The sequence below is a fragment of the Oceanicola sp. 22II-s10i genome, from assembly GCF_002210105.1.
Lineage (GTDB): Bacteria > Pseudomonadota > Alphaproteobacteria > Rhodobacterales > Rhodobacteraceae > Pseudooceanicola.
Window position 1 is genome coordinate 959,340 of sequence record NZ_AQQU01000001.1, and the last position, 12,721, is coordinate 972,060.

Below are 12,721 nucleotides of genomic sequence, written 5' to 3' on the forward strand. Positions count from 1 at the left end.
GAATAGGCAGGCGGACGCCGTTCGTGACGACACTTGTCATTCAGCGGCAGGCCCCGCCCTTTCCCGCGCCGCCGAGCGCCGTTCGCGCAGCCGCAGAAGCGGTCCGATCCTGAGGAAGGTGCCCGTTTCGAACCGCGACCGCGTGCGCAGCACCGGGGCCTGCGTGTCGCCGTGCATCCGGCCCTCGCGCAGCACGATATAGAGCCCGCTGCCGACGACGATTGCCGCGCCGATCAGGGTCGTCGTCGTCGGATGCTCGCCGAAGATCAGCGCGCCGAACAGGATGGCCCAGACGATCTGGCTGTATTGCATCGGCGCGACGATGACCGCCTCCCCGCGCCGGTAGGCCTGAATCATCAGGTTCGCGCCGATGAAGGCGAAAACGGACATGAGGGCCGTCAGGCCGAGATGTTCAATCGGCATTGGCTTGTAGACGAAGGGCATGAGCACGGCCATGACGCAGAAGTTGGCCAGCATCGGGTAGAGCATCAGCACGATGGCCCGCTCCTCGCGCCCGATCTTGCGCACGATGACCGAGGCCAGCGCGCTGCTGATCGCCGCGATGAACGCAGCGAGATGTCCCAGCCCGAGCTCCGCGTTGCCCGGCTGCACGACGACCAGCACGCCGCACAGGCCGATGATGACCGCCGTCCACCGCCTCAGACGCACCCGCTCGCCAAGGATCGGGATCGCGAAGACGGTGACGAGAAGCGGTGCGGAAAACAGGATGGCGTAGGTCTGCGCCAGCGGCAGGACCGAGAACGCGTAGAACACGTTGAACCCGGCGCAGACGGCGGCGGCGACGCGGGCGAGGCTCCACCACGGATGCACCGGGCGCAGGGTGCCCGGCGTCACATCCTGGATCAGGGCCAGCATCGCGAGGGGAAAGCCGAACAGGACGCTGAAAAAGACGATCTGGAAGGACGCGTACTGTCCCCCCAGTGTCTTAACCACCACGTCATGCGTGGCGTAGATCGCGAAGGCGAGCAGGGCAAAGCCCGCCCCTTTGGCATTGTGTCCCATCGGCGGCCCCATGTGGCAGGACGCTTTGTCTTACGTCCCGCCCCATCTTAGGGCCGCCGGACCGGGTTCAGAGAGAGGCGTCGAGCGCAGCCACGACCGCGTCGCCCATTTCGGCGGTGCTGACCGGTGCCTTGCCCTCTTCGCCCAAAAGATCGGCGGTGCGCAGACCGTCGGCCAGCACTTTCTCGACCGCCTGCTCGACGCGGGTGGCCTCGTCGCCCAGATCGAACGAATAGCGCAGCGCCATCGCGAACGACAGGATGCAGGCGATCGGGTTGGCCTTGCCCTGACCCGCGATGTCGGGGGCCGAACCGTGCACCGGCTCGTACAGCGCCTTGGGCCGGCCGTTCGCCATCGGCGCGCCGAGGCTGGCCGAGGGCAGCATCCCGAGCGAGCCGGTCAGCATAGCGGCGAGGTCGGACAGCAGGTCGCCGAACAGGTTGTCCGTGACGATCACGTCGAACTGCTTGGGCCAGCGGGTCAGCTGCATCGCGCCCGCGTCGGCATACATGTGGCTCAGCTCGACGTCCGGATATTCGGTGTCGCCGATCTTCTGCACCACCTCGCGCCAGAGGACGCCGGATTCCATCACGTTGGCCTTCTCCATCGAGCAGACCTTGTTGCCGCGACGGCGCGCCAGTTCGAAGGCCGACCGCGCGACGCGCTCGATCTCGCTCTCGGTGTAGCGCTGCGTGTTGATGCCGACCCGCTCGTTGCCTTCCTTGAAGATGCCGCGCGGCTCGCCGAAGTAGACGCCCGAGGTCAGTTCGCGGACGATCATGATGTCCAGCCCGGCCACCACGTCCTTTTTCAGCGAGGAGAAATCGGCCAGCGCGTCAAAGCACTGCGCGGGGCGCAGGTTGGCGTAGAGGTCCATCTCCTTGCGCAGGCGCAGCAGGCCGCGCTCGGGCTTAACCGAGAAGTCGAGGTTGTCGTATTTCGGGCCGCCGACGGCACCCAGCAGGACGGCGTCGACCTCCTGCGCCTTGGCCATCGTGTCGTCGTGCAGCGGCGTGCCGTGCTTGTCGTAGGCGCAGCCGCCGACGAGGTCCTCGGACACGTCAAAGGCGATGCCCCGTTTCGCGCCGAACCAGTCGATGATCTTCTTAACTTCGGTCATCACCTCGGGGCCGATGCCGTCGCCCGCGAGGATCAGGAGCGAGGGGTTGCTCATGAGCCTGTCCTTCCTTTTCCCGTTCCGCAAATCGCCTATCCCTTTGGCCGGGGGCGGTCAAGAAACCGCCGTCTGGCCGGGGCGCATGAGGTGCGGCAACAGGCCCTCGGCGAGGTGGGTCCAGACAAGGTCGATGCGCGGGGTCCGGCGCACCGCCTCATGCGCCGCCAGCCAGACCGGCAGGCCGGGCAGGGGCAGGCCGAGTTGGATTTCCTCGACCGCCGGGTCGGCGCGGCCGATCTGCGCCTGGAAGAAACCGATGCCGCAACCCGCGCGCACCAGTTCCCAGTAGGTGACCTGGTTGTCGCACCGGGTGGCGAAATCGGTGCGGCTGACCGGCCAGCCTATATCGCGCATGGCGCGCAGCATCAGCTCGGTCCGGTCATAGCCGATCAGGGCGTGGGTCATCAGGTCGTCCGGGCCGGTCGGACGGCCATGACGGTCGATGTAGCTACGCGCGGCGAAGCAGCCGGTTTCGATGTCGCCAAGGTGCCGCGTCACGATGTCGAGCTGTTCCGGGCGATACATGCGGACGGCGATATCCGCCTCGCGAAAGGTCAGGTTGCCGGTCGTGTCCCGCGCGTCGAGTTCGATCTGGATGTCCGGTGCCGCCTGCCGGATGCGGGCGATGATGCCCGGCAGGATATGGTGCGACACGACTTCGCTGGCGGTTATCCGGACGGTGCCGCTGAGTGCGCTGTCGCGTCCGGCGGCGGTCAGGGCGATGTCCGCCATCGCCTGCTGCATCCGCCGCGCGGCGGGCAGGATCGCCTGCCCGGCCTCGGTCAGCTCGAACCCGCGCGGGTGGCGGGCAAAGAGCGATTGGCCGGTTTCCGTCTCAAGCCTCTGGATGTGTCGCCCGAGGGTCGGCTGGCTGGCCCCGATCCGGCGCGCGGCGGCGGAGAGCGATCCTGTCTCGGCCACGGCGAGGAAGGCTTCGATGAGGGTCCAGTCGATGCGGGCGAGAGGAGAGGTCATTCATAATTGAATACATGAAGCGAAATATTGGGCAATTCCAATTCAAAGGGTCGTGGCGCAGATCCGGGGCAGTTGATCGAAAAGGAGACCCCGATGACCCAACCGAAGACAGTCCTCATCACCGGCGCCAGCGGCAAGTTCGGGCGCCATACCGCTGACGCCTTTGCCTCGGCAGGCTGGACCATCCGCCGCTTCGACCGGGCTCGCGACGATCTACGCGAGGCCGCGCGGGGCGTCGATGCGATCGTCATGGGCATGCACCCGCCCAGCTATGACCTGTGGGCGGCGCAGTTCCTGCCTCTGCACGAACAGGTCATTGCCGCGGCGCTGGCCGAGGACGTGCCGGTGGTCCTCGCCGCCAATGTCTATGGTTTTGGCGCTGGCAGTGCGCCGGACCTCGACGAAGCCAGCCCGCAGCGGGCGGGCAATCCGCTCGGTCTGCTCAGGCGGCGGATGGAGGCGCTCTATCGCGAGAGCGGGGTGCGGACGATCATGCTGGTCTGTGGCGATTTCATCGACGACCGCGCCTCGGGCAACTGGTTCGACCGGTTCATCGCGCCCAAGGTATGGAAGGGGCGGCTCAGCTATCCCGGCGCGCTCGATGCGCCGCATGCGTGGTGCTGGCTGCCGGATGCCGCGCGGATCGCGGTGATGCTGACGGAGCGGGCTGAGACGCTGGAGCGGTTCACGGTGGTGACCGATCCAGGTCTGACGCTGACGGCAAGGGATCTCGGCGCGGCGCTGGCGCCGGTTGTCGGTCAGCCCGTCACGGTGCGTCGCATGGCGTGGTGGCCGCTGTGGCTGCTGCGGCCGGTGATGCCGGTGCTCGGCGGGGTGTTCGAGATGCGCTATCTCTGGTCGATGCCGCACCGGCTGGGCGGCGGGGCGCTGAAGCGGCTGCTGCCGGATTACCGTCCGACGCCGCAGGCAGAAATCCTGCGCCGGGCCGTGGCACCGCTGGCCTGAGGTCAGTCGGGCAGGGCGATGTCCACCCAGATCAACCGGTGGCGGCTGGCCGTCGTCACGGTCGGGGCAAATGGATCGTCCGGCGGCGGCCATATCCCGCCGGCGGCCCGGATCCTCAGCCCGGCCGAGGGCAGCAGGTAGTCCACCCGCAGATTGCCGGGGACGGGATCGGTCCAGTCGACGGTGTCGCGCGCGGGATCACCTTTGTGCCCTGCATTGGCGGCGATGGAGCCGCCGGGCGTCGCCGGACGCGGGTCCTGCAGGCGGGGGTCCGACAGAAGTGTGCGGATCGCGTCGCGATGCCCCTCGCCATCCGCAGGGTCGAGGTTCGCGCCACCGGCAACGATCAGCGGCGGCGCCGGGGCAGGGCCCAGCCGACCGTCGAGGAGGTGGCGCCATATCAGAACCTCGTCCCGGTTGCGCCAGCCGTTCCTGTCCTCGGGTCCGTCGAAGACCGGGGGGCCGGCCCTGAAGGCCAGCAGGGTCAGTGTGCCGCCGCCGGGGAGGATCAGCGGCACGATCCAGTGTCCGCCGGTGGACAGGCGCAGAACGTCGGCCCCCTTGGCCGCGGCGCCCCGCTGACCGTTATGGTCCACGATCCCGCTGTCCGGCAGGTCGCGCCACAGCAGGCCGGTCAGGTCGATGATGCCGTCGTGGTCGATTGCGTGGCGGGACAGGAGGGCCATCGCGCCCTGACCGGAAAACCGGCCCCATGCCTGCATGTCGTGCGGCGTGCCACGCCGCCCGTCGCCGTTCAGGTCCAGCCCGCTGTCGATACCGGCATTGCCGGGCAGCCCGGCGATATGCGGGTAGGGTTCGGCCAGACCCGCGTTCAGCGCGGACAGCGCCTGTGCCGCACCGTCGTGGTCTATTCCCGCAAGCAGCAGGATTTCTGCACCGGCACGGTCGATCACGGCCTGCACGGCGGCGACCTGAGGGTCGCCACGCTGAATGTCGCGCAGCAACAGGCCGGGACCGTCACGGGCCAGTTCTGAGTCGAAATAGGCGATCCGCAGGTGATCCGCCGCGACGGACTGAGTCGCGAGGATCAGCAGCGTCGCAAGCGCCGCGATCAGGCGGCCTGGAACTGTTCCTCGGTCCGCGCCTCGGCATAGGTGCGGCGGCGCTTCTGCTCGATCATATCGGCGATGCGCATCAGGGCGATGCCGCGCATGACGAGGTTTGCCGGGATCAGGGACCATGCCGTCAGCGTCCAGATCAGAGTCATCGGGTCGGTGATCGAGACCGGCCCGACCACAAATGTCGCCAGCTTGAATGCTGCCGGGGTCAGGAATGGCAGAAGGATCCCTAAGACCACGTTAACGACCGAGTCCCGCTTGAGCCGGTTCAGCACGTCTCCGCCGCCTGTCGGGTCGAACAGCGGCAGGTTGATCCAGACGTTGAACGCGCCGTAGCGGCCCGGCCAACCCTTGACCTTGACGAGGTAGGCGAAGACGAGCAGGGCGCAGAGCGCGACGAGATACGAGATGCCCGCGGCGTCGCGGACCATCGCGACCTCGGCGGGCGGGGTGCCTTCGGGCAGCGCGAGCAGGACGAGGTGCACGGGCGAATACGGGAAATCGAGCGCCTGGCTGAAGATCGTGCCCAGCACCCGGAACAGCGCCGCGACCGGGGTTTCCAGATGATCCCCGGCGGTCGAGACCGTCAGGAGGAGCACGACGGCAAAGATCGCGAAGAACCGCAGCCGGTTGAACGGCGGTGCGAAGCGGAACTCGATGATCGAGGGATAGCGGCTGAAGTATTCCAGGAACACGAAGGTTCCGGCGATCAGCGCCATCAGCGCCACCACCTGGGCGGAATCCGCTTCGACCTCGGGCAACAGAAGCGCCGGGGTTGCGATGACAAGCGCCACCAGGAGTGCACGCAGAAGCGCGCCGGTCAGACGGACGATCACAGCTCGTTTTCCTTCAAACTGGCCCGGAGCGGTACGTCGCCGCCCCTGTGTTCCAACTTGAACCCGCGGGTCGCGGATGCCTCAATATTGCCCAATTGTTGCCGCGATTGGGAACGGGGCTCAAGCGTCACCCGCAATTGACGTTGAAAATGAGGCTATTGAAGGGACCGACTGGTGCGTTCTTGCATCAATCTGCGGGCAGAATTGTGGCAATAGCGGGTGCTGTCTCAACATATTGATCTCAAATCACCCGCAATCTCAGGGTGTTAGGTGAAAAATCACCACAACCACAGCGAGCAAATCAGTGGTTACATGGATCAGCCTGCCGAAATTCGCTCGATCACATTCTCAAGCCAGAATGCGGCGGCCGCATGACCGGTCACGTCGGTGACGAATTCCTGCCCTCGCGCGACCGCCCGCAAACGGTCGGGGGGCGTCCATCGTCCCGGTGCGCCGTGATAGCTCAGGCCTCTGTCGCGCAGCCATCCGGGCACCCGCCAGTCCGTCAACGCGGCGCCGGGCGCAGTCAGGCAGAGGGCGGGATCGGGTGGTGCACCGCAAGCGCCGGGGCCGACGTAGATCGTGTTCCCGGCGCCCCAGCCCGCCAGCGTGTGGGGATGCGCGAAGGACCCACCGAGCGGGGCGCGAGGGCCGTCTGCGTCGGCGGGGCTGAGAATCGCCTCGATCCGCATCCAGCCGAAAATCCGGTGATCGCGGCGCCCGTCGTGGTCGAACACGCCGAAGAAAAGGAAGACATCGCCCGGTCCGACGCCCTGGTTCTCCAGGTGGGACAGGGCAGCGCCGGTCTGGCCAAAGGCGACGCGGCCCGCGTGAAACTCCGGATCCGCATGGGCCAGCGCATCGCGGCGCACGCGCCCGCGGCTCTGGCGCTCGATCAGGTCGCCGAGGCCGAGGTCGTCATATGTGGTGAGGCTGCGCTCGAAGGGTGCGGGAATCGGCAGCGACAAGAGCCGCCCGTCGACGATGGGTGAGGCGCATCCGCCCGCCGCGCTGTCGACGCCCTTTCGGCTGAAGATGATCCGCATGTCCCGCGCGTCCCGGTCAAGTGGCCCCGGGGGGGAAGTCGGCGGCCCGGTGACCGGGCCGCCGGTATCAGGTCAGACCCAGGGACGGGCCTGCGAGGCCGAGGCCTCGAACGTGTCGATGGCCGCGCCTTTTTCCAGCGTCAGGCCGATGTCGTCGAGGCCCTCGAGCAGGCAGTGCTTGCGGAACGGGTCGATCTCGAAGTGGAACACCTCGCCGTCCGAGGCGGTGACGGTCTGCGCCTCGAGGTCGATCTCCATCCGGGCATTCGCACCTTTCTCGGCGTCCTTCATCAGCACCTCGACCTGCTCGGGCGGCAGCACGATGGGCAGCATCCCGTTCTTGAAGCAGTTGTTGAAGAAGATGTCCGCGAAGGAGGTCGAGATGACCACCTTGATGCCGAAATCCGCCAGCGCCCACGGGGCGTGTTCCCGCGACGAGCCGCAGCCGAAGTTGTCGCCCGCCACGAGGATCTGCGCCTCGCGATAGGCCGGCTTGTTCAGCACGAAATCGGGGATCTCGTTGCCCTGCCGGTCATAGCGCATCTCGTCGAACAGGTTCACGCCGAGGCCCGACCGCTTGATCGTCTTCAGGAAGACCTTGGGGATGATCATGTCGGTGTCGATGTTGACCAGCGGCATGGGGGCCGCGATCCCGGAGAGTTTTTCGAACTTTTCCATATGTCGGGTCCTCAGGCGGTTTCGGTCATCATGTCACGCACGTCGGTCAGCCGCCCGGTCAGGGCCGCCGCCGCCGCCATGGCGGGCGAGACGAGGTGCGTGCGGCCCTTGTAGCCCTGACGCCCTTCGAAGTTGCGGTTCGAGGTCGAGGCGCAGCGCTCGCCCTCGGCCAGCTGGTCGGGGTTCATGGCAAGGCACATGGAGCAGCCCGCGAGGCGCCATTCGAAACCGGCGTCCTTGAACACCTGCGCGATACCCTCTTCCTCGGCCTGAGCGCGGACGAGGCCCGAACCGGGCACGACCATGGCGCGGAGACCGGCCTTGATCTTCTTGCCCTTCAGGATCTCGGCTGCCGCGCGCAGGTCCTCGATCCGGCCGTTGGTGCAGGAGCCGATGAAGACGGTGTCGATCTCGATGTCCGACAGCTTCTGGCCGGGGGTCAGGCCCATGTATTCGATCGAACGGCGGGCCGCCTCGATCTTGCCGCCCTTGAAGTCCTCGGGCGCGGGGACGACGCCGGTGATCGGCAGCACGTCCTCGGGCGAGGTGCCCCAGGTCACGACCGGCGCGATGTCCTCGCCCTTGATCGTGATGACCTTGTCCCAATGCGCGTCGTCATCGGAGAAGAGCGTCTTCCACCAGTTCATCGCCGCTTCCCACTGGGCGCCCTTGGGGGCGTGGGTCCGGCCCTTGACGTAGTCGAAGGTCTTTTCGTCGGGCGCGATCAGGCCGGCGCGGGCGCCGCCCTCGATCGCCATGTTGCAGACGGTCATCCGGCCTTCCATCGACAGGTCGCGGATCGCCTCGCCGCAATATTCGATGACATAGCCGGTGCCCCCGGCGGTGCCGGTGCGGCCGATGACCGACAGGGTGATGTCCTTGGCGGTCACACCGGGGCGCAGCTTGCCGGTGATCTCGACCTTCATGTTCTTGGACTTCTTCTGGATCAGCGTCTGGGTGGCGAGCACATGCTCAACCTCCGACGTGCCGATCCCGTGCGCCAGCGAACCGAAGGCGCCGTGTGTCGCGGTGTGGCTGTCGCCGCAGACCACGGTCATGCCGGGCAGGGTCCAGCCGTTTTCCGGGCCGACCACGTGGACGATGCCCTGACGGATGTCGTTCACGGGATAGTAGTTCAGACCGAAGTCACGCGCGTTCTTGTCGAGTGCCTCGACCTGGATGCGGCTTTCCTCGTTCTCGATCTTGGCGTCGCGGTCGCCGGTCGTGGGGACGTTGTGATCCGGCACGGCGATGGTCTTTTCCGGCGCGCGGACCTTGCGGTTCGACATGCGCAGACCTTCGAAGGCCTGCGGGCTGGTGACCTCGTGCACGAGATGGCGGTCGATGTAGAGCAGGCAGGTGCCGTCATCGGACTGGTCGACCACGTGGGCATCCCAGATTTTGTCGTAGAGCGTCTTGGGGGACATGAGTCCTCTCCTGGAGTGTTTGTTTCGAAAATCAGGAATCGGGGAAGGGCCGGCCTTATAGGCTGGCAAGAACCGTCAGGGACGCGCCGAAAAAGCGCCAGGGCAGGCGCGCGCGATCATCCATGTCGAAGATACGTTTCATGCCCGGTGTGATACGCCTGCACCGCGCGCCCCGCAAGTGCGAGGCACGCGGCAGTGCAGCGAAGCGGGACAAGGCCCGCCGGGTCAGGCGCCGTCGGGCTGGCCGAAGACGAGCGCCTGTGCACGGTCGCGATCCGGATCCCGGTCGGCGACCATGAGGATGCCCTTGGGTCCCGTGCCATGGGACAGGAGGGCCCTGCGGTACCGCTGAAGCAGATAGCTGTCGCGGGCCGCGCGGGCCGGTTGCGTGAAGCGGCTGAGCGGGGCGTCTGTGCGCGAGTCGGTATGTGCCATGCCCTGAGTCTCGCACATCCGGGCCGGTCGGGTCACGACGCGGTGCAGAATGTCGGCGGAGGACCGCAGGCTTGCCGGGACCCCGCGGGGTGGTGCAGGATCAGTTACCCAAAGGGCGGAGCGATGCACCCATACCAGACGAGCGAGATCGCGCGAGAGATCTTCGAGGGTCTCTACAAGCAGACCGAGTTCTTTCTGAACGGGTTGATGCGGCAGTGGAATCTCTACCAGATCCTGATCGCCCTCGGGCTGATCGTGCTGGCAGAGGTCGGGTCCCGTATCCTTGGCCCCCGGTATCACGCCTGGCTGCGGGAACGCGACGGGTGGCCCAAGTGGCGCCTGCGGTTCGCGCTGCTGCTGCACAGGCGGATGCGGCTGATCCTGTTCGTCGCGATGATCTGGCCGCTGGTCTGGCTGATGCGCGAGGCGACATGGCCATCCCGGTCCTACCTGCTGACCATCATCGGCAGCCTCGCCTTCGCCTACCTCGCCATTGCACTGGTCACGCGCCTGATCGCCAACAACCTGCTGCGGTCACTGGTCCGGATCGGCGGCTGGATCTGGGCGACGCTCATCATCGTGGGGCTGACGGACGAGACGCATACGCTGCTCGACTCCGTGGCCTTCAGCATCGGCGAAACCCGTTTCTCGCTGTGGCTGCTGCTGCAGGCGATGGTGATGCTGGCCGCGCTGTTCACCGTGGCGCGGTTCCTTGCCCATGCCAGTGCGGCGAACATCAACCGGGTCGAGGACATCAGCCCCTCGATGCAGGTGCTGGTGGTCAAGTTCCTGCAGGTCATCCTCTACGGCGCGGCGTTCTTCATCGGGCTGCGGGCGGTCGGGGTGGACCTGACCGGCCTTGCCGTGCTGTCGGGCGCGATCGGTGTCGGGCTCGGCTTCGGCCTGCAGAAGGTGGTGTCGAACCTCGTTTCGGGCATCATCATTCTGCTCGACAAGTCGGTGAAGCCCGGTGACGTCATCAGCCTCGGCGAGACCTTCGGCTGGATCAACAGCCTCGGCGCGCGGTACGTGTCGATCACCACGCGGGACGGCAAGGAATACCTGATCCCGAACGAGGACCTGATCACCGGTCAGGTCGTCAACTGGTCCCATTCCAACGATTTCGTACGGCTCGACATCTTCTTTGGCACGGCATACGGCGACGATCCCCATGTGGTGCGCAAGGTGGCCATCGAGGCGGCGATGAGCGTGGAGCGTGTGCTGACCCACAAGCCGGCGGTCTGTCATATCGTGGGCTTCGGCGACAGCTCGGTCGATTACATCCTGCGGTTCTGGATCCGCGACCCGACGCAGGGGCTGACCAACATCCGGGGCAATGTCTATCTGGCGCTCTGGGATGCGTTCAAGGCCAACGGCATCTCGATCCCGTTCCCGCAGCGCGAGGTCAAGGTGCTGGACGGATCGGTTCTGGAAACGCGCGGCGGGGCGGATCAGTCCTGAACGATGAGATGACCGTCACGGTCGAGGATCGTGTCGAACGCCTCGTCCAGCCCCGCCCAGTCCTCGGCCTGCGGCGGCGTCAGGACCTGCGTTTCGGCAAAGCCCGGCAGACCGGTGGCGAAGGACTGGAACATCCGCCCCATGGCGAACCCCAGCGAGTCGTCTCTGGCGCTGATCGCGGCGCTGAGCGGTCGGGCGCGGGCGACGGCCGAGGCTGCCAGCGCGTGCGCGGTGCGACGCATGTCGGCCGAGTCGACCTCGGTCCCCGACAGGTCGGAGGTCAGCGTCAGCAGCCGCCGCATGCCCGGCGTGCCGGGATGCGACAGCACGGCGCGGCGCGATGCGTCGTTCTCGGCACGGGACACCAGACCGATCAGCCTGATGATGACCAGGTCGGTTCCGGCGGGAAAAGCAAAGGAAATCGGCATGTCTGGCGTGGTTTCCGGTCGGTCGCCAATCCGGGGAGATTGACGAGGCCGGTCAGGCGCGGCAATCCCCGGATATGGGAAATCGGCGGAACCCGGAGCATGTGTCCCGGTTTCATTGAAACGGCACATCTTTGTTGTTACGTTAAGGACATGCCCAGCACCGGGGCTCTGACGGTGTGCAGACCGGGAGGACAATGTCCTGTCATTCGACCTCGACGCGGCCATTGCCGCTGACAAGGGGCTTGCGTTGATGGAGCCCCATAAAGACGCGACCAGCGAAGAGCTCCTCGCGCTTATCCTGACATCGCTTGACGACGACAAGGCCGAGGAAATCGTGCAGATCGACCTGCGCGGCAAGACCTCGATTGCGGATTACATGGTGATCTGCTCGGGCCGTTCGTCCCGTCAGGTGTCCGCCATCGCGGAGAAACTGTCCGAGCGGATCAAGTCCGACCTCGGCCGGTCCTGCAAGATGGAAGGCAAGGAGACGGGCGACTGGGTGCTGATCGACACGGGCGACGTGATCGTCCATGTCTTCCGCCCCGAAGTGCGCGAGTTCTACCAGCTGGAAAAGATGTGGTTGCCGACCGAGGCCGCCGCATCCCGCGTCTGATCGCGCCCGCGCCCTGATGCGCGTGCATATCTGTGCCGTCGGCCGCCTGCGGGCGGGGCCTGAACGTGCGCTGATCGACGACTACCTGACACGCTTCGACCGGACCGGCCGTGCCCTCGGGCTCGGGCCGGTGTCCGTTGTCGAGGTGGACGACCGCAAGGGCGGCGGCATGGCCGCCGAGGCGGTTCTGCTGGACAAGGCGATCCCCGACCGCGCCGTGGTGGTGGCGATGGACGAACGCGGCCGCGTGATAACCTCGCCCGAGTTCTCCGACCGGCTGGCCCGGCACCGGGACGACGGGGCGCAGGACGTGGCCTTTGTCATCGGCGGGGCGGACGGGATCGACCCGGCGCTCAGGGCCCGGGCGGACTGGTCGCTGTCCTTCGGCAAGATGGTCTGGCCACACATGCTGGCCCGCGTGATGCTGACCGAACAGCTCTACCGCGCCGCGACGATCCTTGCCGGATCGCCCTATCACCGCGAATGAGCGCCCGCTCCGGTGACAAATGCGCTCATCCGACCCGTAGCGGCCCCCGGCCTTGTGGACATTCCACCCCCGCCCGCACTAGGTAGGGGC

14 protein-coding genes are annotated in these 12,721 nt (G+C 66.7%); 4 read left to right on the top strand and 10 right to left on the bottom strand.

Annotated features, from left to right (window positions below; genetic code table 11):
* Positions 1–36 precede the first annotated feature (36 nt).
* The 3 genes from ATO6_RS04750 to ATO6_RS04760 form a co-directional block, all read right to left on the bottom strand.
* Positions 37–1,023 (bottom strand): DMT family transporter, encoded by a 987-nt coding sequence (locus tag ATO6_RS04750; RefSeq protein WP_088623412.1) that lies wholly within the window; start codon positions 1,021–1,023, stop codon positions 37–39.
* A gap of 67 nt (positions 1,024–1,090) precedes the next feature.
* On the bottom strand, positions 1,091–2,197 hold the full coding sequence (leuB, locus tag ATO6_RS04755) for a 3-isopropylmalate dehydrogenase (RefSeq protein WP_088622758.1): 1,107 nt from the start codon (positions 2,195–2,197) through the stop codon (positions 1,091–1,093).
* 57 nt (positions 2,198–2,254) lie between these two features.
* Positions 2,255–3,175: a LysR family transcriptional regulator gene (locus tag ATO6_RS04760; RefSeq protein ID WP_088622759.1), complete on the bottom strand. Its 921-nt coding sequence runs from the start codon at positions 3,173–3,175 to the stop codon at positions 2,255–2,257.
* Between the two features lie 93 nt (positions 3,176–3,268).
* Between ATO6_RS04760 and ATO6_RS04765 the strand changes: the two genes are divergently transcribed.
* Positions 3,269–4,141: an epimerase gene (locus tag ATO6_RS04765; RefSeq protein ID WP_088622760.1), complete on the top strand. Its 873-nt coding sequence runs from the start codon at positions 3,269–3,271 to the stop codon at positions 4,139–4,141.
* A gap of 2 nt (positions 4,142–4,143) precedes the next feature.
* Here ATO6_RS04765 and ATO6_RS04770 read toward each other — a convergent pair whose 3' ends face one another.
* The 6 genes from ATO6_RS04770 to ATO6_RS04800 form a co-directional block, all read right to left on the bottom strand.
* Entirely contained in the window at positions 4,144–5,106 is a 963-nt protein-coding gene (locus ATO6_RS04770; protein WP_254919066.1) for an endonuclease/exonuclease/phosphatase family protein, read from the bottom strand.
* Between the two features lie 107 nt (positions 5,107–5,213).
* Positions 5,214–6,056: a hypothetical protein gene (locus tag ATO6_RS04775; RefSeq protein WP_088622761.1), complete on the bottom strand. Its 843-nt coding sequence runs from the start codon at positions 6,054–6,056 to the stop codon at positions 5,214–5,216.
* 317 nt (positions 6,057–6,373) lie between these two features.
* On the bottom strand, positions 6,374–7,102 hold the full coding sequence (locus ATO6_RS04780) for a hypothetical protein (RefSeq protein ID WP_176440826.1): 729 nt from the start codon (positions 7,100–7,102) through the stop codon (positions 6,374–6,376).
* A gap of 72 nt (positions 7,103–7,174) precedes the next feature.
* On the bottom strand, positions 7,175–7,780 hold the full coding sequence (leuD, locus tag ATO6_RS04785; RefSeq protein WP_088622762.1) for a 3-isopropylmalate dehydratase small subunit: 606 nt from the start codon (positions 7,778–7,780) through the stop codon (positions 7,175–7,177).
* Between the two features lie 11 nt (positions 7,781–7,791).
* Positions 7,792–9,207, bottom strand: a complete 1,416-nt coding sequence (gene leuC / locus ATO6_RS04790) for a 3-isopropylmalate dehydratase large subunit (protein ID WP_088622763.1) — start codon at positions 9,205–9,207, stop codon at positions 7,792–7,794.
* Positions 9,208–9,432: 225 nt separating this feature from the next.
* Positions 9,433–9,642 (bottom strand): hypothetical protein, encoded by a 210-nt coding sequence (locus tag ATO6_RS04800; protein ID WP_088622765.1) that lies wholly within the window; start codon positions 9,640–9,642, stop codon positions 9,433–9,435.
* A gap of 123 nt (positions 9,643–9,765) precedes the next feature.
* On the opposite strand from ATO6_RS04800, the gene ATO6_RS04805 reads away from it, so the two are divergent.
* Positions 9,766–11,103 carry a mechanosensitive ion channel family protein gene (locus tag ATO6_RS04805; protein ID WP_088622766.1) on the top strand — a complete coding sequence of 446 codons (1,338 nt, stop codon included), beginning with the start codon at positions 9,766–9,768 and terminating at the stop codon, positions 11,101–11,103.
* Here ATO6_RS04805 and ATO6_RS04810 read toward each other — a convergent pair.
* On the bottom strand, positions 11,094–11,531 hold the full coding sequence (locus ATO6_RS04810) for a hypothetical protein (RefSeq protein ID WP_088622767.1): 438 nt from the start codon (positions 11,529–11,531) through the stop codon (positions 11,094–11,096). The two genes, ATO6_RS04805 and ATO6_RS04810, sit on opposite strands and share 10 nt — an antisense overlap.
* A gap of 250 nt (positions 11,532–11,781) precedes the next feature.
* Here ATO6_RS04810 and rsfS point away from each other — a divergent pair, with 250 nt between their 5' ends.
* The gene (gene rsfS / locus ATO6_RS04815) at positions 11,782–12,144 is read left to right on the top strand and encodes a ribosome silencing factor (RefSeq protein WP_088622768.1); all 363 of its coding nucleotides are present in this window, start codon (positions 11,782–11,784) and stop codon (positions 12,142–12,144) included.
* A gap of 16 nt (positions 12,145–12,160) precedes the next feature.
* On the top strand, positions 12,161–12,631 hold the full coding sequence (rlmH, locus tag ATO6_RS04820; protein WP_088622769.1) for a 23S rRNA (pseudouridine(1915)-N(3))-methyltransferase RlmH: 471 nt from the start codon (positions 12,161–12,163) through the stop codon (positions 12,629–12,631).
* Positions 12,632–12,721: the final 90 nt, after the last annotated feature.

What these genes read in the sequence shown, in the direction of transcription:
- ATO6_RS04750 (WP_088623412.1), bottom strand. Translation starts at nt 1,023, where the DNA reads ATGGGACACAATGCCAAAGGGGCGGGCTTTGCCCTGCTCGCCTTCGCG.
- leuB (WP_088622758.1), bottom strand. Translation starts at nt 2,197, where the DNA reads ATGAGCAACCCCTCGCTCCTGATCCTCGCGGGCGACGGCATCGGCCCC.
- ATO6_RS04760 (WP_088622759.1), bottom strand. Translation starts at nt 3,175, where the DNA reads ATGACCTCTCCTCTCGCCCGCATCGACTGGACCCTCATCGAAGCCTTC.
- ATO6_RS04765 (WP_088622760.1), top strand. Translation starts at nt 3,269, where the DNA reads ATGACCCAACCGAAGACAGTCCTCATCACCGGCGCCAGCGGCAAGTTC.
- ATO6_RS04780 (WP_176440826.1), bottom strand. Translation starts at nt 7,102, where the DNA reads ATGCGGATCATCTTCAGCCGAAAGGGCGTCGACAGCGCGGCGGGCGGA.
- leuD (WP_088622762.1), bottom strand. Translation starts at nt 7,780, where the DNA reads ATGGAAAAGTTCGAAAAACTCTCCGGGATCGCGGCCCCCATGCCGCTG.
- leuC (WP_088622763.1), bottom strand. Translation starts at nt 9,207, where the DNA reads ATGTCCCCCAAGACGCTCTACGACAAAATCTGGGATGCCCACGTGGTC.
- ATO6_RS04800 (WP_088622765.1), bottom strand. Translation starts at nt 9,642, where the DNA reads ATGGCACATACCGACTCGCGCACAGACGCCCCGCTCAGCCGCTTCACG.
- ATO6_RS04805 (WP_088622766.1), top strand. Translation starts at nt 9,766, where the DNA reads ATGCACCCATACCAGACGAGCGAGATCGCGCGAGAGATCTTCGAGGGT.
- ATO6_RS04810 (WP_088622767.1), bottom strand. Translation starts at nt 11,531, where the DNA reads ATGCCGATTTCCTTTGCTTTTCCCGCCGGAACCGACCTGGTCATCATC.
- rsfS (WP_088622768.1), top strand. Translation starts at nt 11,782, where the DNA reads ATGGAGCCCCATAAAGACGCGACCAGCGAAGAGCTCCTCGCGCTTATC.
- rlmH (WP_088622769.1), top strand. Translation starts at nt 12,161, where the DNA reads ATGCGCGTGCATATCTGTGCCGTCGGCCGCCTGCGGGCGGGGCCTGAA.